We start from the raw sequence: 20,913 nt of genomic DNA, 5'->3' as shown, positions 1-20,913 counted from the left end.
ATATAATATACATTCTTAACTAGGTGGAAAAAGGAGAGATGGGGAGCGTATTATGAAACAAACAGAACAATGGACATCAAAGCTAGGATTTATCTTAGCTGCCGCCGGTTCGGCGATTGGCCTCGGAGCGATTTGGAAATTCCCGTATGTGGCCGGTACGAGCGGAGGCGGTGCTTTTTTTGTATTATTTTTGCTATTTACGGTATTGGTTGGCCTCCCGCTTCTGCTTGGTGAATTCGTTATTGGGAGAAGCACGCAGAAGGAGGCAATTACAGCGTATAAAACAATTGCTCCTGATTCCGCATGGCATTGGATTGGACGGCTTGGTGTTGGGGCCTGCTTTATTCTGCTTTCGTTCTACAGCGTGGTCGGAGGATGGATCCTGCTTTATCTGTTCCGAGGTGTAACCGGACAGTTGATTCATGAGACGCAGGCGTATGACAAGCTATTCGGAGATATCATTACGGATCCGATCATGTCGGTGGGGGCTCAGTTTCTCTTTATCTTGCTCACCATTATCGTGGTAGCGAGAGGTGTACAGAATGGAATTGAAAAAGCTAACAAGTACATGATGCCGGCACTTTTTATTCTGTTTATTATTCTTATTATTCGTTCATTAACATTGGACGGCGCAGCAGAAGGCGTGGCGTTTTTCCTACAGCCCGACTTCTCGAAGCTAACATCAGAGAGTATTTTGTATGCAATGGGACAATCATTCTTCTCGCTTAGTGTAGGGGTATCGGTGATGGTTACATACAGTTCGTATCTGGCAAAGAATGAAAGTCTTCCGCGCTCTGCCGTATCAATCGTTGGATTGAATGTGCTTATCTCGCTATTGGCGGGTCTGGCTATATTCCCTGCTGTCTTTTCGCTTGGGGTAGCACCGGAAGCGGGGCCTGGCCTTCTGTTTATGGTTCTTCCGTCCGTATTCGCGAAGATTCCATTGGGTGGGCTGTTTCTCACCTGTTTCCTGGCCCTGTTCCTCTTTGCTACATTGACGTCCGCCTTCTCGATGCTTGAGATCATCGTTGCTTCACTTGCAAAAGGCGAGGCATCGAAGCGGAAGAAGATGACCTGGCTGGTTGGCTTAGCTATTTTTGTGGTAGGTATCCCGTCTGCCTTGTCATATGGTGTGTGGAGTGACATTACCATTTTCGGGAAAATTATTTTTGATGCCGCTGATTTTCTTGTGAGCAACATTCTTATGCCGTTAGGTGCGCTTCTGATTGCCATCTTCGTTCCGTTGAAGATGAAGAAAGAAGTGCTGCTTGCTGAGATCAGCGCAGGTTCGACGAATGGAAGACGTTTTTTCGCTGTCTGGCTGCTTCTTCTGCGCTATGTGACGCCAATCCTCATCATCATCGTTTTCCTCGATGTTCTTGACATTATATAGCGATCCACATACGTATTGTTTGCGAAACCTTCATGTTTGTTCGGAGATGTTTTTGGTAAAATAATAGATGAACCACCATATCCTACTCTCAAGGAGGTTATTGTTATGCCCTTTATTCCAGGCGACCGTTTTCGAAATCTTGATATGCTGAAGCGAGAGTTTATGAATATGTTTCCGGATTTTATGCCGGAGTGGAGCTGGCCGCATATTGACGTATATGAGACAGATGGTTATGTGGTGGCATCCTGTGAAATTCCAGGCATTGAAAGCAAGGAGAACATCGATATTCATCTAGATGATGATACGATGAGCATTAGTGGAACTGTTCATAAGATGCATGAGGTACGTGAAGAGGATTTGCATAGAAGAGAGAGGTTTGCAGGTCGGTTTGAGCGTACGGTATCCCTGCCATCACCTGTGATGACAGAAGGTGTGAAGGCAAGCTATAAAAATGGTATTCTCGAAATTCGGATGCCAAAGGCACAAGTAGAGCGTAAGAAAAAAGTAGATATTGATTTTCTATAAGTGTATGGAGGGAGCCGCATAGGGCTCCTTCCGTTTGTATATGGGAAAAAATATGTGCGGTGAACTGCGGATACGTTGGAGAGGAGATAAGAGATGAACGAGCTGAACAGCACAGAGATTGAAGAACGATATGCCCGAGCGGCCGATGCGCCCTTTGCCATCTATTTCTATACGCCGATGTGTGGTACTTGCGGCGTTGCGGAGAAGATGCTGACTGTAATCGAAGCGGCGAACCCGAAGCTTCCGCTCTACAAATGCAACATTAACTTCGCGCCTGCGCTGGCACAATCCTGGCAGATTGCAAGCGTGCCGTGTCTTGCATTGATAACGGAAGAGGCGCAGGTACATAAGCTATATGCGATGCGCTCGGTTCCTGATCTATATATGGCGCTAGAACCGTTGATGAATAAAGAAACTTGATGGAGCAGGAGAAACATAGTATGCTAGTACCGTTGTTTTATTGACAACATTGTTTGATACAGCATAGATGTAGAAGAGAAGAGGAGAGAGCAAGGATGAGTCAGCAGACACAATGGACCTCGAAGCTAGGATTTATCTTGGCTGCCGCCGGTTCAGCGATTGGCCTCGGGGCAATTTGGAAATTTCCGTATATGACCGGTACGGGAGGGGGCGGCGCGTTTTTTGTCGTATTTCTTCTGTTTACTGTATTGGTAGGGATGCCGTTATTACTGGCTGAGTTTATTATCGGCCGCAGTACACAGAAAGAGGCTGTAAGCGCATACAAAAAATTGGTTCCAGGGACAGCATGGCCATGGGTGGGAAGGCTTGGTGTGGCAACCTGTTTTCTTGTGCTGTCATTTTATAGTGTGGTAGGCGGCTGGATTTTGCTTTACTTGTATCAAGGGATTACAGGACAGCTATGGCAAGCGGGAGTCGCTTATGATCAACTGTTCGGAGAGGTGATCTCTAATCCGTACAAGGCTGTAGGAGCGCAGGGCGTTTTTCTTTTGGCGACGATATACGTGGTAGCCCGCGGCGTGCAGCAGGGGATCGAGAAAGCGAATAAATATATGATGCCCGCATTGTTCCTGCTCTTTATTGCCTTGATTATCCGTTCGCTAACATTGGACGGAGCATGGGCTGGCGTCACGTTTTTTTTACAGCCTGATTTCTCGAAGCTAACATCAGAGGCGGTGCTGTATGCAATGGGACAGTCATTCTTCTCATTGACAGTAGGTGCTTCGGTAATGGTTACATACAGCTCGTATTTATCGCGTAAGGAAAGCCTGACACGTTCTGCTACGTCGGTTGTAAGTTTGACCGTACTGATTTCGTTTTTGGCAGGGCTTGCGATTTTTCCGGCGGTATTCTCACTGGGGATGGAGCCGACAGAGGGGCCGGGACTGCTCTTCATCGTACTGCCGTCCGTCTTTGCTTCCATTCCGTTTGGATCGCTATTTTTTATCATATTTTTGCTTTTGTTTTTATTTGCTACATTGACATCGGCCTTCTCCATGCTTGAGATTATCGTTGCAGCTTGGACGGCGGGCAAGCAGGAGAAGCGAATACGTGCCGCGATATGGGGCGGTATATTCGTATTTCTCGCGGGGATTCCATCGGCACTTTCGTTCGGTGTGCTAAGCGATATGACTTGGCTGGGGAAAACAATATTTGACCTTGCCGATTTTGCGGTGAGCAATGTCATGCTCCCAATCGGCGCTCTGCTGATTGCAATATTTGTTCCGTGGAAAATACCGAAGGATACATTGCTGCATGAACTAAGCATTGGCACGAAATACGGGAGATACTGGTTTGGTGCATGGTTTTTCTTTATTCGTTATCTAACACCTGTAGCCATTATTCTTGTGTTTCTTGATGTCGTAGGAATGATGTAGAGCCAATACATCGCATAAAAAAAGGGAGAGAGGAGACAATCTGACACCTGCCTCGGTGTTGGCTTGTACATCCTCTCTCCCTTTTTGGTGATTTTACAGATGGTAGGATTTAGCTGCGGCGCAGACTGCCTAACTCATCTACAATGGCTTGCAGTTCACTGGTGCTGAACGTATTTTTTCTCATTACCATCTCATAGATATCATGTAAGTCTTCATACTTCTCTTCATCGAAATGGGACGGTTGAATGGCCCCTGCATTAACGATGCGTAGTTTTGTTTTAATGCCATCGAGCATAAACTCAATGTTTTCCGCTGATTTTTTCGATAAGTCCATGTTCTCACCTTTCTTATGAGCATTTCACTTATTGTACCACGTTTTTGATTTCGAGTTCTCATGCTGCTGCACATTTGAGGGGGTAAGAAGAAATGCTTGCTTCTGTCAAAAACTGTTTCTGAACAGTTAGAAAATTCCTGTTTCTATTGTCTGTTTAGGTGGAAGAAAGAAAGGGAGCGGATGTCGCTCACTTACTAACAAAAGAATAACGAAAGCAAGGAGAGGTATGAAGTGAATCAAATTGAATATCAACGATCGATTATTAAAGAAGAAATGATGGATGGTCAGGAAGAAGCGGTGAGAATTCTGACGGCTGCCAAAGCTAAGGAAGCCAAAGATCGTGAAGAAAAATGGGAGCAAAAGCAGGCAAAAGAATTTTCTACACTTACTCTCCCATTATTATGATAAATAGGAAACCTTTGCTGTAAAAAGCAAGGGTTTTTTATTGCAATAAAAAGAATATTACGTCAGTTTACGAATTATGAGTAAGTTATGTTACCCTAAATAAGCTGCTATATAAAAATAGGATAAGGAGTGAGCAAAATTTTTCGTGCATGAATCGTAAGCAATGGTAATCTTCTGTCGGATGTGGTTACCTTGCTGTAATTGATTTCCGCGATCACAGGGCTGAATTGGGATTGGCAAGGTGCGTAGTAGTCTCAACCTTGTGCTGGCGGTTGGACGGTTTGATTCGTTGCAGCATATGTGGAGTGAAAAGTGTATGTACGGGAAAACTAACAAAAACACAAAGTATAAATACAAATGAGAGAGGGTGATGAACGGGAATGACCGTATTTTATATTTCCGTTGCTATTGTTATCGCATTTGTACTATGGGGTGCATTTGCACCGGCCAATCTAGGAGGTGCAGCAGAAGCGGCTTTTGGATTTACGGTAGATAAATTCGGCTGGTTTTATTTACTGGGTGCGTTTGCCTTCCTGCTATTTTCATTATACTTAGCATTTAGTAAATACGGTAAAGTGAAGCTGGGACAGGATGATGATGAACCGGAGTATTCAACTACAACATGGTTTGCCATGCTGTTTAGCGCAGGTATGGGAATTGGGCTTGTCTTCTGGGGAGTCGCAGAGCCGCTCAGCCACTATTTAACGCCGCCGTCCGGACAAGGCGGTACACGGGAAGCCGCACAGCTGGCACTGCGCTATTCGTTCTTTCATTGGGGATTGCAGCCATGGGGAATTTATACGATCATTGCGCTTGCGTTGGCGTATTTTCAATTTAGAAAGGGGCAGCGAGGTCTTATCAGCTCAACCTTTTATCCCCTTCTCGGCGATAAGGTAAACGGTCCGATTGGGAAGCTGATTGATGTTCTGGCTGTCATTGCTACGGCTTTCGGTGTGGCAACATCTCTTGGACTTGGTGTGCTTCAGATCAATGGTGGTCTGTCCCATCTAACCGGCATATCGAATACGATTGCGACGCAAGTAATGATTATTGCCATCGTTACGGTGCTGTATCTTGTTTCTGCGACGACCGGCCTTGATCGGGGAATCAAGCTTTTAAGCAATACCAATCTGATACTTGCCGCAGGTCTTTTGTTATTTGTCCTTTTCTTAGGTCCGACGACATTTATCTTTAATACGTACACAGCGACCATGGGCAGTTATTTGCAGAATTTAGTACAGATGAGCTTGCGTATGACGCCATTTACCGACAACACATGGGTAGCGGATTGGACGCTGTTCTACTGGGCCTGGTGGATTGCCTGGGCGCCCTTTGTCGGCATGTTTATCGCACGCGTATCCAAAGGAAGAACAATTCGTGAGTTCGTACTGGGCGTGATGCTGATTCCGACATTGTTTAGTTGTCTGTGGTTTACCGTATTTGGTGGAACGGGGCTGCACCAAGTGATGTTTGAGGGCAGTAATCTGGCGCAATTGGCAAAAGAAGATGTGACGATGCCGCTCTTCCTGATGCTTGAGAACCTGCCGTTAGGCACGATTCTTGCCGGTGTGGCAACTCTATTGATTATTACGTTTTTTATTACCTCCGCTGATTCTGCCACGTTTGTTCTCGGCATGTTATCATCGAACGGTGATCTGCATCCAAATAACAAAATCAAGATCACATGGGGTGTACTGCAATCGGCGATCGCCGTTGTTCTGCTTATGAGTGGAGGACTTCAGGGCTTACAGACGGCCTCTATTATCACGGCATTGCCGTTTACCGTTATCCTTGTTTTGATGTGCGTGTCGATCATCAAAGCACTGAAGATGGAAGATAGGGAAAAGAAAAAGAAGGAAAAGGCACTTCGTAAAGAATTGAAGATGCTGCTTGAAGATAAGTAAAAAGATGCAACAGATCGGGCGAGGGATGAATTTTCCTCGCCTGATCTGCGTCTACTGGGCGTCTTAGTATAAAGGTTGGGCTAGCTTTAGATAGTCGTTAATATAGTTATCAAGCCTCTGGCTGATCCGACATACTTCAGGATCATGTAAGCTTTTGGCTTCTGCGGTTTGGATCATGAGTGCTCGTAACTCTTCTATCTTAATAAGAAGCTCTTCCATGCAGGTTTACACCTTCTTTACGGGATAAATAGCATTTTGTACCTGTTTCTTATTACCTATATATTTTACCTTATTTCGACAAAAAATCCATAGGAAAAGCAAATATGGTTATAATAAAGTAATGAGGAAGATTTCAACAGAGGGAGAGGATACAGCGCGATGACAGATAAACATGCGATTACTGCAGAAGAATTCGCAGCCAAATATAATGCAGGTGAACTTGCAGGTGCTTATTTTATGGATGTGCGTGAGCCTTACGAATGGGAGCGTGTACGTCTTGAAGAGGCCCATCTTATACCGATGAATACAGTGCCGGAGCAGATGGGCGGATTGGATAAAGAGAGGACGATGTATGTAATTTGTGCACACGGAGTTAGAAGCTGGCATGTAGTACAGTATTTACTTGGCAACGGCTTCTGCGGTGTGATTAATGTTGAAGGCGGAATGGAAGAAATCATGAGATACATAAAATAGAAAGGAAGCCGTCATGAGAGACTTTGTAAAGCCAAAGATCGTCGTAAGCAAATGTCTGGAGTTTGAAGCATGTCGTTATAATGGGCAGAAGATTCCGGACAGCTTTATCAGCAAGCTGATACCGCATGTCGATTTTATCCCGGTATGCCCTGAGGTAGAGATTGGGCTGGGAACGCCGCGCGAAACCATTCGTATCATACGGGATAAAGAAGAGATGCGTCTTATTCAGCCGAAGAGCGGCCTAGACGTAACGGAGAAGATGCAGGCATTCTCACAAGCATTTATAAGCGCGCTTACTGACATTGACGGTTTTATTATGAAAAACCGTTCGCCATCCTGCGGAGTGAAGGATGTGAAGGTATACAGCGCGTCTGCGAACCCGGTGGTGCTGCATAAAGATAGTGGATTGTTTGGCGGCGAGGTACTTAAGCAATATAGTCATGTCGCTATAGAGGATGAGGGACGATTGAAGAATTTTAGAATTCGTGAGCATTTTCTAACCAAGTTATATACGGTATCTACTTTCCGTAAAGCAAAGGCGCAGCAGTCGATAAAAGAGCTTATAAAATTTCATAGCGATAATAAATATCTCTTTATGGCCTATAACCAAAAAGAATTGAAAGTATTAGGCAATATTGTAGCCAATCATGAAAGAAAACCAATCGGTACGGTGTTTGAGCAGTATGAGGAACATCTTGCTAAACTATTCGCACGGGTGCCGCGCTACGCCTCTCACATTAATGTAATGATGCACATTATGGGTTATTTTTCTGATCAGTTGTCCAAAAGAGAGAAGGATCATTTTCTTATCCTATTGGAGAGGTATCGGGACGGTAAGCTTCCGCTGAGCAGTCCGCTATCTGTGCTGCGCTCCTGGGTTATTCGCTTTGATCATGACTACTTGCTGCGGCAAACATACTTTGAGCCGTATCCGGATGAACTTGTTGAGATTACGGACTCGGGAAAAGGCAGAGGTGAAGCGTAAAAAAGACGTGCAGCAAAAAGCGTGCACGTCTTTTTCATCCCGCTATTGCAGGAAAAGGAAGTAAAATACGATCGCCAATGCAAAACGGTAGATGGCGAACGGTGTTAAATTAATTTTCTCAATGAGCTTAAGGAATGAGACGATGGCCAGAGCAGCTACTAGGAAGGCGACGATGAAGCCGACGGCGAAGAACCCGAAGTCATTCATCGATAACGTATCCCAGCTTTTCAGGAGATCCAGTCCGCTCGCTCCCATCATAACCGGAATGGCCATAATAAATGTAAACTCGGCTGCTGCCTTACGGCTTGTCCCAAGAATAAGACCGCCGGATATAGTCGCGCCTGAGCGTGAGAAGCCGGGCCATAGCGCAAGACACTGGAACAATCCGATACCGAATGCCTGCTTATAGCTGATGTCGTCAACCGTTAATGCTGTCATCTTAGGTTTCAGCTTCTCAGCGGCAATCATCAGAATACCTCCGATGATTAGGCTTAGAACAACGGTTGTAGCAGAGAATAGATTCTCTTTAATAAAACCGTGCAGTAGGACACCAGAGATGCCCGCAGGTACCATACCGATAATAATATGCAGCAAATTCAGCTGCGGTTCTGTTGTTTTCTCTCTTCCGATTCCCAGCAGTCGAAGAATCCGACGCCAGAATAGAAGCAGCACAGCGCAGATGGAGCCGAGCTGAATTACAATCTCGAATGTTTTCCACTTTTCTTCTGTCGCACCAAGAAGCTCCGCAGTTAAAATCATATGGCCGGTTGAAGATACCGGCAAGAACTCGGTAAGCCCTTCTACGATACCGAGAATAATCGCGGTAATATATTGTTCCATATGTATCCTCCAAACCTATCTCTAAATTTTGATCAGGCTACTCACCAGAGAATATTATATAATTAGAGTTGAAAGGGAACCACCTTTTTTCAAAAAATAAGCGTTTCTGCAGACAATAAAGCTGAGCATATAAGGGGAGTTATGGAAATGAAATACATTACGAATCATTCAACAGACCCACGATATAATTTGGCGCTTGAGGAATATGCGTTGAAATACCTAGATCCTCGGGAATCCTATGTAATCCTGTGGCAGAATGAACCGGCCATTATTATTGGCCGCAATCAGAACACACGAGAGCAAATCAATCCGGAAGCTGTGAAGCAATATAATATCCATGTGGTACGGCGCATGACAGGCGGCGGTGCCGTATACCATGACTTGGGCAACTTGAATTTTACATATGTAATGCCGGATGAAGAAGGCGGGATTAACTTCCAGAAGTTTACGGAACCGGTTATCCGCGCCCTGCGCAAGTTTGGTGTACCCGCTGAATTCAACAGCCGTAACGATCTGGCGATTGACGGAAAAAAATTCTCGGGAAATGCTCAGTTCGTGCATAAAGGCAAAGTGCTGCATCATGGTACGATCCTATTTAATTCCGATCTAGAACGGGTGCAAGAGGTGCTTAAGGTCAAAGAGAACAAGTTCAAATCCAAAGGTGTTAAGTCTGTACGTAGTCGGGTTACCAACATTAGTGAGTACCTGGAGAAGGACATCACCATTGAAGAATTTATGGATTCGCTCCTTCAGTATTTGTTTGAAGAGGCAGGCGAGCCGATGCAGGAATATGTGCTGACGGAGGACGATCAGGCAGCGATTCAGAAGCTGATGGACGAGCGTTACGGGCAGTGGGAGTGGAACTACGGTTCATCACCGGCATTTGATATGCGTAAGTCGGAGCGATTTGCTTGCGGAGAAGTGGAAGTCGGCATCAATGTGCGAAAAGGAAAAATTGAAGCCTGCAGAATTTATGGTGATTTCTTCGGCAGCGCAGATGTGGCCGATATTGAGAAGAAGCTGATAGGCTTGCGCTATGATGAAGAGGAGATTCGAGCTGCTTTAAAAGAACTGAATTTCAAGGTGTATTTTGGGGCATTAAGCGAAGATGAGTTCATGCTGTGTCTCTTTTAAAGCAAGAGGCTTCTCCGCGCATGGAGAAGCCTCTTGACTTTCTTTGCTTTTTATTTAGGCTGTAAAAAGCTGCGGAGGGTGTCAATGAGCTTATTCGGTCCTTCATACATGCTCATATGGCCCACATGTGGCAGGGTAGCTGTTGTGAGCAACTGCTGTTCCACAGAAAAGGTCTTATCCGGCGCGATTACTTGATCATCTTGCCCGGCGACAAGCAGGACGGGCAGACTCGTATTTGCGATCACCGCATTCCGATTGGGGCGTTCCGCCATGCCTTTTAGCGTATTTTGCGCGCCTTCGGGCTCGGTTGCTGCTCCTATCTGACGAACCTTCTCCACATCATCCTTCATAGAACTGAGATTATCAGGTGAGAAGAGCTTCGGAACAAGATCATTAACGAAAGGCTCTATTCCTTCCTGTGCGATCCGCTCTGCACCTTTATAACGATTTTGTTTCGCTTCATCTGTATCCGGCAAACCGGTAGAGTGAATCAGGCCGAATGCCTTAAGCCGCTCAGGATATTTCTCGGCGAATGCCAAGGTGATATAGCCACCCAGTGAGTGACCGAATAAGGTAGCCTGAGAGATGTCTAACGTGTCGAGTAATTGCTTGCAATCCTCTGCAAACAGCTCCATAGAATACGTACCCACGGACGCGGCGCTATCACCATGTCCGCGCAAATCAGGGGCAATGACACGGTAGTCTTTTGCAAGCTCAGGAATGACGGAGTCCCAGTATGTCGAGCTTCCGCAGAAGCCGTGGAGGAGGACAACTGCTTCTCCTTGTCCTTGTTCCTGATAAGCGAGTTTGATTCCGTTTGCCTGGCATGTCTTTTTCACGAGTACCTCCGCCTTTCCGAATGTATTGCGCTATTCTCTGCCTCGGCGCAGCTGCAGGAAGGTCCCTGTTGTAGTAATGACAAGTTCATCGCGATCATTGCGTACCTCGCACGCCATCTGCCATACATCCTGTGCCTGGTTGACGACGCGTGCGGTCGCGGTTAGCTTCTTGCCTGTTCCTGCCTTGTGATAATTAACGTTCATATCGAGCGTAACGAATTTATCCCGCTCTGAGATGCGTTTCTCAAGCATCCAGCCCATCGCCATATCGGCAAGTGTAGCCGTGATCCCGCCATAGACAATGCGATACGGATTCAATACTTCACGTCCAACAGGCATCGAGCAGACAAATTCATTATGATCCGTGCCTTCTTCCTCTGCCACGCCGAGAAAATTACCGAGAAAGGGATATTTATTCTCTTTCATGTTGTAGAGTGCCTCAACGGTTCGAGATACTGCTTTTAAGTCTCGCTCCGAGAGTGCGTCAATTCGTTCAAGTAACTGCTGCTTCGTCATGATTCCTTCTCCTATTCCTTGTCATTACGGTTGAGATATCCCGTCCTCCATATGTTCCATACCCAATAACAGGATATTATGAACATGACTGTCGGCAAGAGAGTAGAATACGGTCGTTCCTTCTTTTTTGGTCTTGGCTACACCAAGCGTTCGCATCAAACGGAGATGATGCGAAGCATTAGCGACAGAAATATCGACGAGACGGGCGATATCATGTACGCATAGTTCCTCATGTCGGGTTAATAAATAAGCGATTTTTATCCGATTCACATCTGCCAATCCTTTGAACCAGCCAGCCAACTGCTCAGCGGGTTTAGCTGCAAGGTCTTGCAGCAAGGCTGTCTCGGTCTCAGAAGAGAGGTGACACGCTTCTTCTTTAGTGCTGGTGGTCTTTTTCATCACACATGTCTCCTTCCTGACACATATCCGGGTCTTCGATTTGAATGGTTGTATGAGCAATGTGGAAACGGTCTTTGAACATACGGTTAGCCGTACGCAGCACTTCTCCGGATTCCTCCAAGTTGTGTACAACGATATGGCAGCTTAGCGAAGGGAAACCGGATGTAACCGTCCAGACGTGCAGATCGTGCACTGCAACTACACCGTCAATGGTTAGTACCGCTTCTCGCATCTCTTCAATATTCATTCCTGCCGGTACTCCTTCCATCAGCACGTTCGTTGAATCGCGAATGACGCGCCATGCCGAAATGAGCACTAGAACAGCCACAATGACGCTTGCAATCGGATCGGCAAGCATCCAGCCGAATTGCCAGATCAACAGCGCAGCGATAATGGCTCCTACCGAGCCCAGCATATCTCCCAGTACATGCAGAAAGGCGCTGCGTACATTCAGGTTATCCGATGTATCGCCGCCGCGCATGAGAATCCATGCGGCAATAATATTGACGAGCAGGCCGAGTACGGCAATAATCATCATGCTTTTGCTTGCAACCGGCTCCGGTACAAAAAAACGCTGATACGCTTCTATAAAGATGTAGATAGAGATAACGACCAGTGTAATTCCGTTCAATAGTGCAGCTAATATTTCTGTCCGCTTATAGCCATATGTTTTTGTCGGAGTGGCAGGCCGTGCAGCAAGCCACATCGCAAGCACACTTAAGAAAAGCGAAGCTGAATCACTCAGCATGTGTCCGGCATCAGACAGCAAAGCAAGGCTGTTGCTCATGATGCCCCCAATAAATTCAACAATCATAAAACTTGTGATTAACAGAAATGCAATAAACAATGTATTACGGTTTGCATTCTCACCATGGTGATGATGGCTATGTCCATGATGATGCGCATGCCCGTGGTGATGATGGTGTCCGCCCATGAAAGTGTCCTCCCCCGTTGGTTGGTACTTTCAGTGTACGCATTTTTTTATCATAATTCAAGTATTCTTTTGAATACTTTTCTAAAATAAAGCCTCCGGTATCATCCGAAGGCTTTTGACGCTATACTTTTCCTCGTCGTCCCGATACGAGATCGATGATAAACAATACACCGGCGATCAACAGTAGGATATGAATGAGCCCGCCAGCTACTTTAAACAAAAAGCCGATCAGCCATAATGCAAGAACGACCAGAATAATGGTACGGAGAATTCCCATTGTATATCGCTCCTTATCTATAAGTAAGTAGAAAATAACTGCTATATGTAGGTTTATGTTACCCTGCTTTCTGCCAAAATAAACAGGCCCGCCATCTGTCTTCTGCAAATGGTGGGCCTTCATCTTATAATGTTCCGTCTTTTCTGCGCTTGCTCTTCAGCATGAAGCCAAAGCCGCTGATGAAAAGAGCTGCGACAAGAAAACCGACCGCCAGAAGAGCGTTGCGTTCTCCCACCGCAATGCCCACGCCGACTAGGCATATGACAGCAAGAACAGAAAGTACGAGCGATTGCATTTGATACTTGGTCATCCGTAGTTCACCTCGAAATCTATTATACTATATCCGTTTCGTAATCGCTTAGGTCGAGGTGTCAAGAATCATTATTTTTTTCCCGAGTTCGTCTCCTGTCTTCATTAATGCCAGATAATCTGATTCATCAATTGCTTGGGTTGGTTTAGACATAACCGTAATTCTCCCCAGAACTTTTTCGTCCGCACAAATAGGGATCTGAATGATGGATAGACGTGCAAGCGAGACGGGAGTTGTTTCATCGGAAGCAGCTTGTAGCGACATACTTTCTTCGTCTTGTATGTAGATGCCGATCCAATCAAAGTGAGGGACTCGCTTGAAGTTAGAGATGAGCTGTGTGTATATTTCATCGAGATTATTACTTCGATGAATTACAACAAGCGTCTCCAACGAAGCGATGGCTGTTGAAGTCGCCATGATGAATTCCTCCAGACACATACTAAAGTTTACTTTGCTAATTGTAACAGATTTATTGCTAAAGAAATCGTAGTAAGTTTAGGAAAAGCAGGCCTTATTTACTCCTGTTACAGCGTAAACGAGCGGCTGTTTGACGGCATTCCCATGTAAGCGTGGTATACTATGGAGAAGAATACGCACTAGGATAAGGATGAAAAAATGAATGGATAATAAAAATATAAGAAAATCGGGAAGTAAGGACGTACAGCTTAAAATTGGACAAGAAATTCTGCTGACGATAAAGCGTATCGGCATTAACGGTGAAGGTATCGGTTATTATAAGCGCAAAGCGGTTTTCGTGCCTGGAGCACTGCCGGAAGAAGTTGTAGAGGTCAAAATTACGAAGGTACAGCCTTCTTTTGCCGAAGGTACGGTTAAGAAGGTTAAGCAAGCCTCCGCACAGCGTCAGACTCCCCCGTGTCCTGTATATGACAAGTGCGGCGGCTGTCAGATGCAGCATATGACGTATGCAGCCCAGCTGCAGGCCAAAGAAGATATCGTGCGCAGCGCATTTGAAAAATATACGGATATCAAAGAGCTGCCGCTGCGTCCGATTATGGGAATGGAGGAGCCGTGGAGCTATCGCAACAAAGCCCAGCTTCAAGCCGGTGTGCAAAACGGACGGATCGTTACCGGACTTTACGCTACAGACAGTCATCGATTGATTGATATTGGAGATTGCCCCATCCAGCATCCGGAGACGAACCGAATGATCGCCGCTGTGCGCGACGTGTTGGAGCGGTTGAATATTCCTGTATATGATGAGCGCAAGCGGAACGGGGTGGTCCGTACGATTGTTGCCCGCGTCGGATTCGAGACAGGGGAGCAGCAGCTTATCCTCGTTACAGCGGAAGAGAAGCTGCCGCGCAAAAAAGAAATCATCACCGAACTGCGCATGCGTCTGCCGCAGCTCACAAGCATCAGCCAGAATGTAAACAAGCAGAAAACCTCGCTGATTTTTGGCGATAAAACGGAGACGCTGTGGGGCAAAGAAACGATAGATGAGTCGCTGGGAGATGTGAAATTTTCCTTATCACCGCGGGCCTTTTTCCAGCTCAATCCGTCCCAGACCGTCAAGCTGTATGAGGCGGCCAAAGAGGCGGCGCAGCTGACAGGGACGGAGCGTGTGGTGGATGCTTACTGCGGTGTGGGGACGATTGCGCTCTGGCTGGCCCCTAATGCCAAGGAGGTACGCGGTATTGAGGTCATTCCGGAAGCGATTGCGGATGCGAAGCGGAACGCGGAGAAGAGCGGTATCACCAATGCAGAATTTTATGTGGGGAAAGCTGAGCACTTGCTGCCGGCGTGGGTGAAGCAGGGGGAGCGGCCCGATGTGATCGTCGTCGATCCGCCGCGCGTCGGATGTGAGGCGGCCCTTCTTAACGCCGTGCTGAAAGCCAGGCCGCAGCGGTTCGTCTACGTATCCTGTAACCCGTCCACACTGGCTCGTGATGTGGCTCATTTATTGAAGGATTATGATCTGGAGTGGATTCAGCCGGTTGATATGTTTCCGCATACGGCGCATGTGGAGTGCTGCTCACTGTTGGTCAGGAAATTGTAAATAACCAAAAATCCCAACTTAATCCACAATAAACCTTTCCGATTTCTCCTTCGAGTGAGAAAAAAGATTTCGGAAAAAAGCGTGAAAAAAGGATGAAAAGCGGGAGTTTTCGGAAAACTTTATTATAACTGCGAACGGTGGAATGCGGGTTGGTGAGGTGTGAAATCGGAAGTCTATTTTTTAACTGTACAGAAAGACTAATAGTTGAGATGTATTGGCATTGATTATCAAGGAGGGACAAAGTTCCCTCTTTTTTGATAGCAAGTTAATGGTATTGAGTAGTCTTATGGGAAAATTTATGATATTGTTCCTGAACACATTTGATTCGGAGGTGTTTTATGAACAAAAGCTTATTAGACCAAAGAACCCGCCGAGAGTTCTACTCGTATTTTCTTGACCTTGACATTAGTGTCAACCTTTATAATAAACGTAGAGACAAAATAATGAGATGGCCGTTTTGATAAGAGGCCGTCTAATCGACAGGATGAGGAGGTGAACCCTAATCAAACAGATTGGGAAAATCAAGAAAATAACCCATAGGAGGATGGTAACGAATGACTATACTAGTGGCTGGAGCAACGGGGACCGTGGGGCGGCATGTCGTAGATCAACTTGTTCAAAAGGGAGTAAAGGTGCGAGCATTGACCCGTAATCCGCTGCAAGCCAATCTTCCCGCTGGTGTGGAGGCAGTTGCAGGAGATTTAAGCAATCCAAGCACGCTAGAGTCTGCATTGGTTGGTGTAAGCGGCTTGCACTTGATTACGACGGGGGTCAATTATACTCCACTATCAACGGGACCACAAATTATTAAACTTGCTGAGGAGGCTGGAGTACGTAAAGTTACTGTTTTATGGAATGGAGAAAAGGGGCCTTTTGAGAAGGCTGTTGAGGCAAGTTCCTTGGAATGGACTCAACTACAAGCCTTTGAATTTATGGCAAATGCAAAAAAGTGGGCAGAATCCATTCGTTCCGAGGGGCTGGTTCGAGATCTGTTTGGAGGTTCACGAATCGCTCCTGTTCATGAAGCTGATATTGGAAAGGTCGCAGCGGTTGCACTTACGGAGGATGGCCATGTAGGAAAAGTATATACCTTGACAGGGCCTGAAAGTTTGTCTGTTCAAGATAGGGTTGAAATAATTAGTGAGGTTATCGGGCGAAAAATTCGATTTGTTGAGAGTTCTGAAGAAGAAGAACGTGAGCAGATGAGGAGGATGGGTGTCGACGAGGATGCCATTGAATATGTGATTAATTGGCACCTTAACCCGCCTACATCAGCTCAAACCGTTCTGTCAACCGTTGAGGAGGTAACTGGACAGAAACCTCATACTTTCGCAGAGTGGGTTAAGATGAATGCAGGCTTTTTTATGAATACACACAGCATCTGATTCCGTTGCGATTATAAATGAATACAATATTTGCAAAAGGAGAGGAGCGCATTGAAAATAAGTCAATTAGCTAAGCGTACGGGAATCAGTGCTCGATCCGTAAGACATTATGAGAAAAAAGGGCTAATAACTGGCTCTCGGCTTCAGAATAATTATCGTGAATTTGATGATTCGGTCGTTGAAGTGATCAATACCATCCAACTCTATTTAAATCTAGGCTTAACTACGGATGAGATAAAGGATATTTTGTATTGTAAGCATCCTGAGAATCAAGAGCATGAAAAAAAGGGTGTATATTGTGAAGAGCTAATGCTGCTATACGAAGCCAAATTAGAAGAAGTGAACAGACAAAGAACTGCCTTGGCAAATGCTCAACTACGGTTGGAAGACCAAATTAACATGATGAAAAAATATCGAGATCAGAATGGCTGATCAATTACGGGAGAATGTTAGTTGAACGTGATTTGTTTATGAAAGGCACGGAATTGTTCTTCCGTGTCTTTTTGCGTTTCAAGAAAGGTCTCAAGTTCGACCTTACGCTTCGTAAGTGCCTGTTGCTCCGATATTCTTATTCAACTGCTTTTGTTGCTTGTTCAACTTGTGTAACTCCTTGGCAAGAGCAGATTGTTTAAGACCGACATTTCCCTTTACGAGTGGTTTTCTGAAAATTAATAATCAAGTAAAATAAGCAGATATGGGGGGGATACCAATATGAATGGGAACTTATTTTGGGGACTGTTTACTCTGCTTTTTTCAAGTGCTTGTTGGATTTGTGCGTATGTATTTGGCCTCAGAAAATTAAAAAAAGAGGAACGCTGCAGTATGAGAACGGTTGGAAAGGTTATTAGATATTCGGAGATTAATTATGGCGGAATCCATATTCCGTTGGTGGAATACATAGTGAATGGCAAGAAGTATAAAGTTGCCGGCCCAAAATTCTTGAGCGCGTCTGTTACTACAGTCAGTACTCCATTTGAAAACATAAATGCGCAATTTGAAACAAACCTTTCAACGCGGGATAATCTTCCGAAGAAGCTTAAAGTAAGAATCCATAAGAACAGCAGCATTAGCTTATATACGTCCCCATTGAATGAATTCTATCCGGTAGATTCAAGTGTTGATGTGTATTACAATCCTAAAAAACCAAAAGATGCGTTCGTGCAGAGGTTTGAAGGAGTTTCCATGTGGCTTATGGTGATGTTAGTCTGTTTTGCAGTACTATTAACTGCAGTTGGGATGGTGATTATGTTTGGTCCCAAAATAGTTATGAAATAATTGATAGGAGACAGATAAGTAATACGTTTCTATACAACCCCATGGTCCATTATAAATCATGTTTCCATTCCCCAAACGGGGCATGTGGAGTGTTGCTCACTGTTAGTAAGAAAAGATTAAACAAGATGTGACGGTGTCAGAACTCTTCCAACATGGCGGAAGGGTTCTTTGTTTGTGTGGTAATTATGGTAAGGTTAATAGGTTAGGGATGATACACATGAGCGGCGGTTTATATGGACACAGAAATAATGACGAAATAATAGAAAAGGAAATATCACTTCACGAGTGTTGATTAGCCAATAAGTACGGGAGAGACAAAAATGGTGATGGATACAGATTTTTGTTACTTGATGATAAGCCATTGATCAACAGCTATGGAGAAGAACTGTACTGTCCTACATGTGCCAAGCTTTTAAGCATAGGTTTAGGCAGAGAGAAGGTGGATAAGCGCATCATTGATTCCATTACCTACTCACAAGAGCTTGGTACAGATATCGTGGCTGCTTTTGAAAATATGAAGCCGATGCTGTCTATGCTCGAAAATGGGTACTACCTGCTTACGCGTATAGAGATGATTCCAACGGATGGTGACGGCCATTTCTTTTGGAATTTATCCTCTTCAAAAAAGCAGTATCACGCAACAGCGGATGTGCACTATAAGCTTCATATGAGTTCAGGTACTCCAACGTTCCTTCTTCCCTCGCAAAGTATGCAGTGTATAAACGAAGAAAGAGTCAATCATTACGTAGCTCAGATAAAGACGGGAAAGACGATGACAGGACTTGCCTTTTATTATGAAGGCTTTATGAGCACGCTGTTAGACGGACACTATAGAGCAGCAGCAGCCTATCTAGAAAATAAACGCATCGATTGTTTAACAATCATGCAGGTTACCGAATTCAGTCAGTACAAAAAGCCAGGCGAGATGTATGCCGGCGGCGAAGGATATGATCTGCGCTTATTCAATAAACCAAAAAGGATCTACGCATTCCTTAAAAAAGGAATACATTCGAGAACAACGGAACTTACGGTTACAGAAGTTGAACGTATTCTTGCAGAGTGTCAGAACGTCTGGGAAGACGAGAGAACTGCTTCAATTCATACTGCTTTTGATAAGAGGATGTATCCTGATTATTTATCAATCGCGTTTTTGGATATGGCGGGAAATGTTTCGGATGAACGCATTAATGATGTTATGAGTAGGCAGGATGACGAAGCAGAGTTTGAGCTAGAAGTGGTTTTTAAGAAGCTACAACTTCAAGAACCGCAGAGAGCGTTCGAACTTGCAAAGAAAATCATGAATGACGCAAATTGGAAGATGCTGTGGGCAGAGGCTTTTCGCTATGCAGCTACAATTGACAGCATGGAAGTTGAAGATTTATTTATAAAATATGTCATTGATCATGAGTATGATGCCAAGGATGTATGCAGGAGGATAGCAGACGAATACTTGAATAATAGATAATCAGTAGAATATAAGATAACTTTCATGGCAAAACCAAAAATGTTTCAATAAAAGGTATCCAGATATAATGACAATAATAGATTGAAAAATTAAAATTTTTGCAAGGAGGATTTATTATGCAATTTGGACCTAATCCGCATGATATTTTTCCAAATCCTAAAATCAAAAGTATTTGTTATATCAAAAATGTGATTACTCGCCCCAATATCACGGTCGGGGAATATACCTATTATGACGATGTGAATGGCGCAGATAAATTTGAAGAACGTGTAACACATCACTATGAAGTATTGGGGGATAAATTGATCATCGGAAAATTTTGTGCCATCGCAAAAGGGATTGAGTTCATAATGAACGGCGCAAACCATAGGATGTGCAGTGTGACGACCTATCCATTCAATGTGATGGGGAGTGGCTGGGAAAAAGCTGCCCCAACGTTAGAGGAATTGCCGCTTAAGGGAGATACTGTGGTTGGCAATGATGTATGGATTGGACAAAATGTAACCGTGATGCCTGGTGTTCATATTGGTAATGGAGCGATTATTGCCGCGAATTCTGTCGTAACAAAAAATATTCCCGCTTACCATATTGCCGGAGGAAATCCTTGCAAAATGATACGAAAAAGATTTGATGATGAGCTAATAGGCTATCTGGAAAATTTGAGATGGTGGGATTGGTCACCCGAAAAGATATTTTCTAATCTTGAAATTTTATGCAGCGGAGATTTAGAAAAAATTAAACGCATTCAATGATCTGATTTGTCTATCTTATTCCTAGACGTAAATTATATTCGTTTGTATAGTATATAGATATAAGTTAGGCATAACATGGAATTGTGGTATTTTAAGTACGGATTATAGGAGGAAATCACTGTGAATGAGAAGCAAGTTGAGAATTCAACAGATCGTCTTCGCAGCACACTAAATTTCCAGTTTGATATCGCGTGGCAAATGTTAGACATTCATCTTACTGGTCTTGAAGATGAAGAATGTCTCTGGAGACCGGCCAGAAGGGGGCTTCATGTTGTTAATAGATTAGGGGTCTGGCATGCAGATTGGCCAGATACTGAAGCTTACGATATTGGGCCGCCGAGTATTGCCTGGTTAACTTGGCACATTACTTTTTGGTGGTCAATGGTTTTTGACCATTCTTTTGGTAATGGGACGTTAACCCGTGAGAATATTCATTGGCCCGGTAATAGTAAGGCTGTTAGAGAAAAAATGATTCAATTGCGTGATGAATGGAAAGCTGCATTAGCGACGTTACCAGACGATGAACTTCTATCTTGTAAGCGAACCAAATGGCCTTTTGAAGATAAGACTTTTTATGAGCTTGCTGCTTGGCTCAATCTCGAACTCATGAAGAATGCTGCTGAGATCGGTTATTGCAGATTCCTTTATGCTTCTCAGAAGTAGGAGGAACCACCT

Annotated in this window: 26 protein-coding genes; 16 read left to right on the top strand and 10 right to left on the bottom strand. The window is 44.6% G+C overall.

The window, feature by feature from the left end:
- Positions 1-52: 52 nt before the first annotated feature.
- From AB3351_RS14505 to AB3351_RS14490, 4 genes are all read left to right on the top strand, one after another.
- On the top strand, positions 53-1,393 hold the full coding sequence (locus tag AB3351_RS14505) for a sodium-dependent transporter (RefSeq protein WP_371147858.1): 1,341 nt from the start codon (positions 53-55) through the stop codon (positions 1,391-1,393).
- 105 nt (positions 1,394-1,498) lie between these two features.
- Positions 1,499-1,918 carry an Hsp20/alpha crystallin family protein gene (locus AB3351_RS14500; RefSeq protein WP_371147857.1) on the top strand — a complete coding sequence of 140 codons (420 nt, stop codon included), beginning with the start codon at positions 1,499-1,501 and terminating at the stop codon, positions 1,916-1,918.
- Positions 1,919-2,011: 93 nt separating this feature from the next.
- Positions 2,012-2,338: a thioredoxin family protein gene (locus AB3351_RS14495; RefSeq protein ID WP_371147856.1), complete on the top strand. Its 327-nt coding sequence runs from the start codon at positions 2,012-2,014 to the stop codon at positions 2,336-2,338.
- 95 nt (positions 2,339-2,433) lie between these two features.
- Positions 2,434-3,774 (top strand): sodium-dependent transporter, encoded by a 1,341-nt coding sequence (locus tag AB3351_RS14490; protein WP_371147855.1) that lies wholly within the window; start codon positions 2,434-2,436, stop codon positions 3,772-3,774.
- A gap of 109 nt (positions 3,775-3,883) precedes the next feature.
- On the opposite strand, the gene AB3351_RS14485 is transcribed toward AB3351_RS14490, so the two are convergent.
- Positions 3,884-4,108: a DUF1128 domain-containing protein gene (locus AB3351_RS14485; RefSeq protein ID WP_371147854.1), complete on the bottom strand. Its 225-nt coding sequence runs from the start codon at positions 4,106-4,108 to the stop codon at positions 3,884-3,886.
- A 231-nt stretch (positions 4,109-4,339) separates the two neighbouring features.
- On the opposite strand from AB3351_RS14485, the gene AB3351_RS14480 reads away from it, so the two are divergent.
- Together AB3351_RS14480 and AB3351_RS14475 are read left to right on the top strand one after the other, a co-directional pair.
- Positions 4,340-4,513 (top strand): hypothetical protein, encoded by a 174-nt coding sequence (locus AB3351_RS14480; protein WP_371147853.1) that lies wholly within the window; start codon positions 4,340-4,342, stop codon positions 4,511-4,513.
- A gap of 380 nt (positions 4,514-4,893) precedes the next feature.
- Positions 4,894-6,417: a glycine betaine uptake BCCT transporter gene (locus AB3351_RS14475; RefSeq protein WP_371147852.1), complete on the top strand. Its 1,524-nt coding sequence runs from the start codon at positions 4,894-4,896 to the stop codon at positions 6,415-6,417.
- Positions 6,418-6,480: 63 nt separating this feature from the next.
- Here the strand turns inward: AB3351_RS14475 and AB3351_RS14470 are convergent, their stop codons facing one another.
- Positions 6,481-6,636, bottom strand: coding sequence for a Spo0E family sporulation regulatory protein-aspartic acid phosphatase (locus AB3351_RS14470; protein WP_371147851.1), 156 nt, complete (start codon positions 6,634-6,636; stop codon positions 6,481-6,483).
- Positions 6,637-6,795: 159 nt separating this feature from the next.
- On the opposite strand from AB3351_RS14470, the gene AB3351_RS14465 reads away from it, so the two are divergent.
- Together AB3351_RS14465 and AB3351_RS14460 are read left to right on the top strand one after the other, a co-directional pair.
- The gene (locus AB3351_RS14465; protein ID WP_371147850.1) at positions 6,796-7,110 is read left to right on the top strand and encodes a rhodanese-like domain-containing protein; all 315 of its coding nucleotides are present in this window, start codon (positions 6,796-6,798) and stop codon (positions 7,108-7,110) included.
- 13 nt (positions 7,111-7,123) lie between these two features.
- On the top strand, positions 7,124-8,095 hold the full coding sequence (locus AB3351_RS14460) for a YbgA family protein (protein ID WP_371147849.1): 972 nt from the start codon (positions 7,124-7,126) through the stop codon (positions 8,093-8,095).
- A 42-nt stretch (positions 8,096-8,137) separates the two neighbouring features.
- Here the strand turns inward: AB3351_RS14460 and bacA are convergent, their stop codons facing one another.
- Positions 8,138-8,935 carry an undecaprenyl-diphosphate phosphatase gene (bacA, locus tag AB3351_RS14455; RefSeq protein ID WP_371147848.1) on the bottom strand — a complete coding sequence of 266 codons (798 nt, stop codon included), beginning with the start codon at positions 8,933-8,935 and terminating at the stop codon, positions 8,138-8,140.
- A 147-nt stretch (positions 8,936-9,082) separates the two neighbouring features.
- On the opposite strand from bacA, the gene AB3351_RS14450 reads away from it, so the two are divergent.
- Complete coding sequence (locus AB3351_RS14450) at positions 9,083-10,069, top strand: lipoate--protein ligase (RefSeq protein WP_371147847.1); 987 nt, start codon at positions 9,083-9,085, stop codon at positions 10,067-10,069.
- A 50-nt stretch (positions 10,070-10,119) separates the two neighbouring features.
- Here the strand turns inward: AB3351_RS14450 and AB3351_RS14445 are convergent, their stop codons facing one another.
- From AB3351_RS14445 to AB3351_RS14415, 7 genes are all read right to left on the bottom strand, one after another.
- Positions 10,120-10,908, bottom strand: a complete 789-nt coding sequence (locus AB3351_RS14445; protein ID WP_371147846.1) for an alpha/beta fold hydrolase — start codon at positions 10,906-10,908, stop codon at positions 10,120-10,122.
- Positions 10,909-10,938: 30 nt separating this feature from the next.
- Positions 10,939-11,424, bottom strand: a complete 486-nt coding sequence (locus AB3351_RS14440; RefSeq protein WP_371147845.1) for a PaaI family thioesterase — start codon at positions 11,422-11,424, stop codon at positions 10,939-10,941.
- A 24-nt stretch (positions 11,425-11,448) separates the two neighbouring features.
- Positions 11,449-11,823, bottom strand: a complete 375-nt coding sequence (locus AB3351_RS14435) for an ArsR/SmtB family transcription factor (protein WP_371147844.1) — start codon at positions 11,821-11,823, stop codon at positions 11,449-11,451.
- Positions 11,801-12,757, bottom strand: coding sequence for a cation diffusion facilitator family transporter (locus AB3351_RS14430; protein WP_371147843.1), 957 nt, complete (start codon positions 12,755-12,757; stop codon positions 11,801-11,803). Before AB3351_RS14430 ends, AB3351_RS14435 begins: the two co-directional genes overlap by 23 nt.
- A 121-nt stretch (positions 12,758-12,878) precedes the next feature.
- A complete protein-coding gene (locus tag AB3351_RS14425; protein ID WP_371147842.1) occupies positions 12,879-13,034 on the bottom strand; it encodes a lmo0937 family membrane protein in 156 nt (51 codons plus the stop codon).
- Between the two features lie 124 nt (positions 13,035-13,158).
- Positions 13,159-13,344: a YlaF family protein gene (locus AB3351_RS14420; RefSeq protein WP_371147841.1), complete on the bottom strand. Its 186-nt coding sequence runs from the start codon at positions 13,342-13,344 to the stop codon at positions 13,159-13,161.
- A gap of 48 nt (positions 13,345-13,392) precedes the next feature.
- Positions 13,393-13,761, bottom strand: coding sequence for a hypothetical protein (locus AB3351_RS14415; protein ID WP_371147840.1), 369 nt, complete (start codon positions 13,759-13,761; stop codon positions 13,393-13,395).
- A gap of 202 nt (positions 13,762-13,963) precedes the next feature.
- On the opposite strand from AB3351_RS14415, the gene rlmD reads away from it, so the two are divergent.
- From rlmD to AB3351_RS14380, 7 genes are all read left to right on the top strand, one after another.
- Complete coding sequence (rlmD, locus tag AB3351_RS14410) at positions 13,964-15,361, top strand: 23S rRNA (uracil(1939)-C(5))-methyltransferase RlmD (protein ID WP_371147839.1); 1,398 nt, start codon at positions 13,964-13,966, stop codon at positions 15,359-15,361.
- A 554-nt stretch (positions 15,362-15,915) separates the two neighbouring features.
- Positions 15,916-16,746, top strand: a complete 831-nt coding sequence (locus AB3351_RS14405; protein WP_371147838.1) for an NmrA family NAD(P)-binding protein — start codon at positions 15,916-15,918, stop codon at positions 16,744-16,746.
- A 51-nt stretch (positions 16,747-16,797) separates the two neighbouring features.
- On the top strand, positions 16,798-17,178 hold the full coding sequence (locus tag AB3351_RS14400) for a MerR family transcriptional regulator (protein ID WP_371147837.1): 381 nt from the start codon (positions 16,798-16,800) through the stop codon (positions 17,176-17,178).
- A gap of 279 nt (positions 17,179-17,457) precedes the next feature.
- Positions 17,458-18,021 (top strand): DUF3592 domain-containing protein, encoded by a 564-nt coding sequence (locus tag AB3351_RS14395; protein ID WP_371147836.1) that lies wholly within the window; start codon positions 17,458-17,460, stop codon positions 18,019-18,021.
- A 340-nt stretch (positions 18,022-18,361) separates the two neighbouring features.
- The gene (locus AB3351_RS14390; RefSeq protein WP_371147835.1) at positions 18,362-19,486 is read left to right on the top strand and encodes a hypothetical protein; all 1,125 of its coding nucleotides are present in this window, start codon (positions 18,362-18,364) and stop codon (positions 19,484-19,486) included.
- 116 nt (positions 19,487-19,602) lie between these two features.
- Positions 19,603-20,238 carry a Vat family streptogramin A O-acetyltransferase gene (locus AB3351_RS14385; RefSeq protein ID WP_371147834.1) on the top strand — a complete coding sequence of 212 codons (636 nt, stop codon included), beginning with the start codon at positions 19,603-19,605 and terminating at the stop codon, positions 20,236-20,238.
- Positions 20,239-20,358: 120 nt separating this feature from the next.
- Positions 20,359-20,901, top strand: a complete 543-nt coding sequence (locus tag AB3351_RS14380) for a DinB family protein (protein ID WP_371147833.1) — start codon at positions 20,359-20,361, stop codon at positions 20,899-20,901.
- Positions 20,902-20,913: the final 12 nt, after the last annotated feature.

The sequence above is a fragment of the Aneurinibacillus sp. REN35 genome (genome assembly GCF_041379945.2).
In the GTDB taxonomy this organism is placed as follows: Bacteria; Bacillota; Bacilli; order Aneurinibacillales; family Aneurinibacillaceae; genus Aneurinibacillus.
This window is presented reverse-complemented; position numbering and strand designations above follow the sequence as displayed.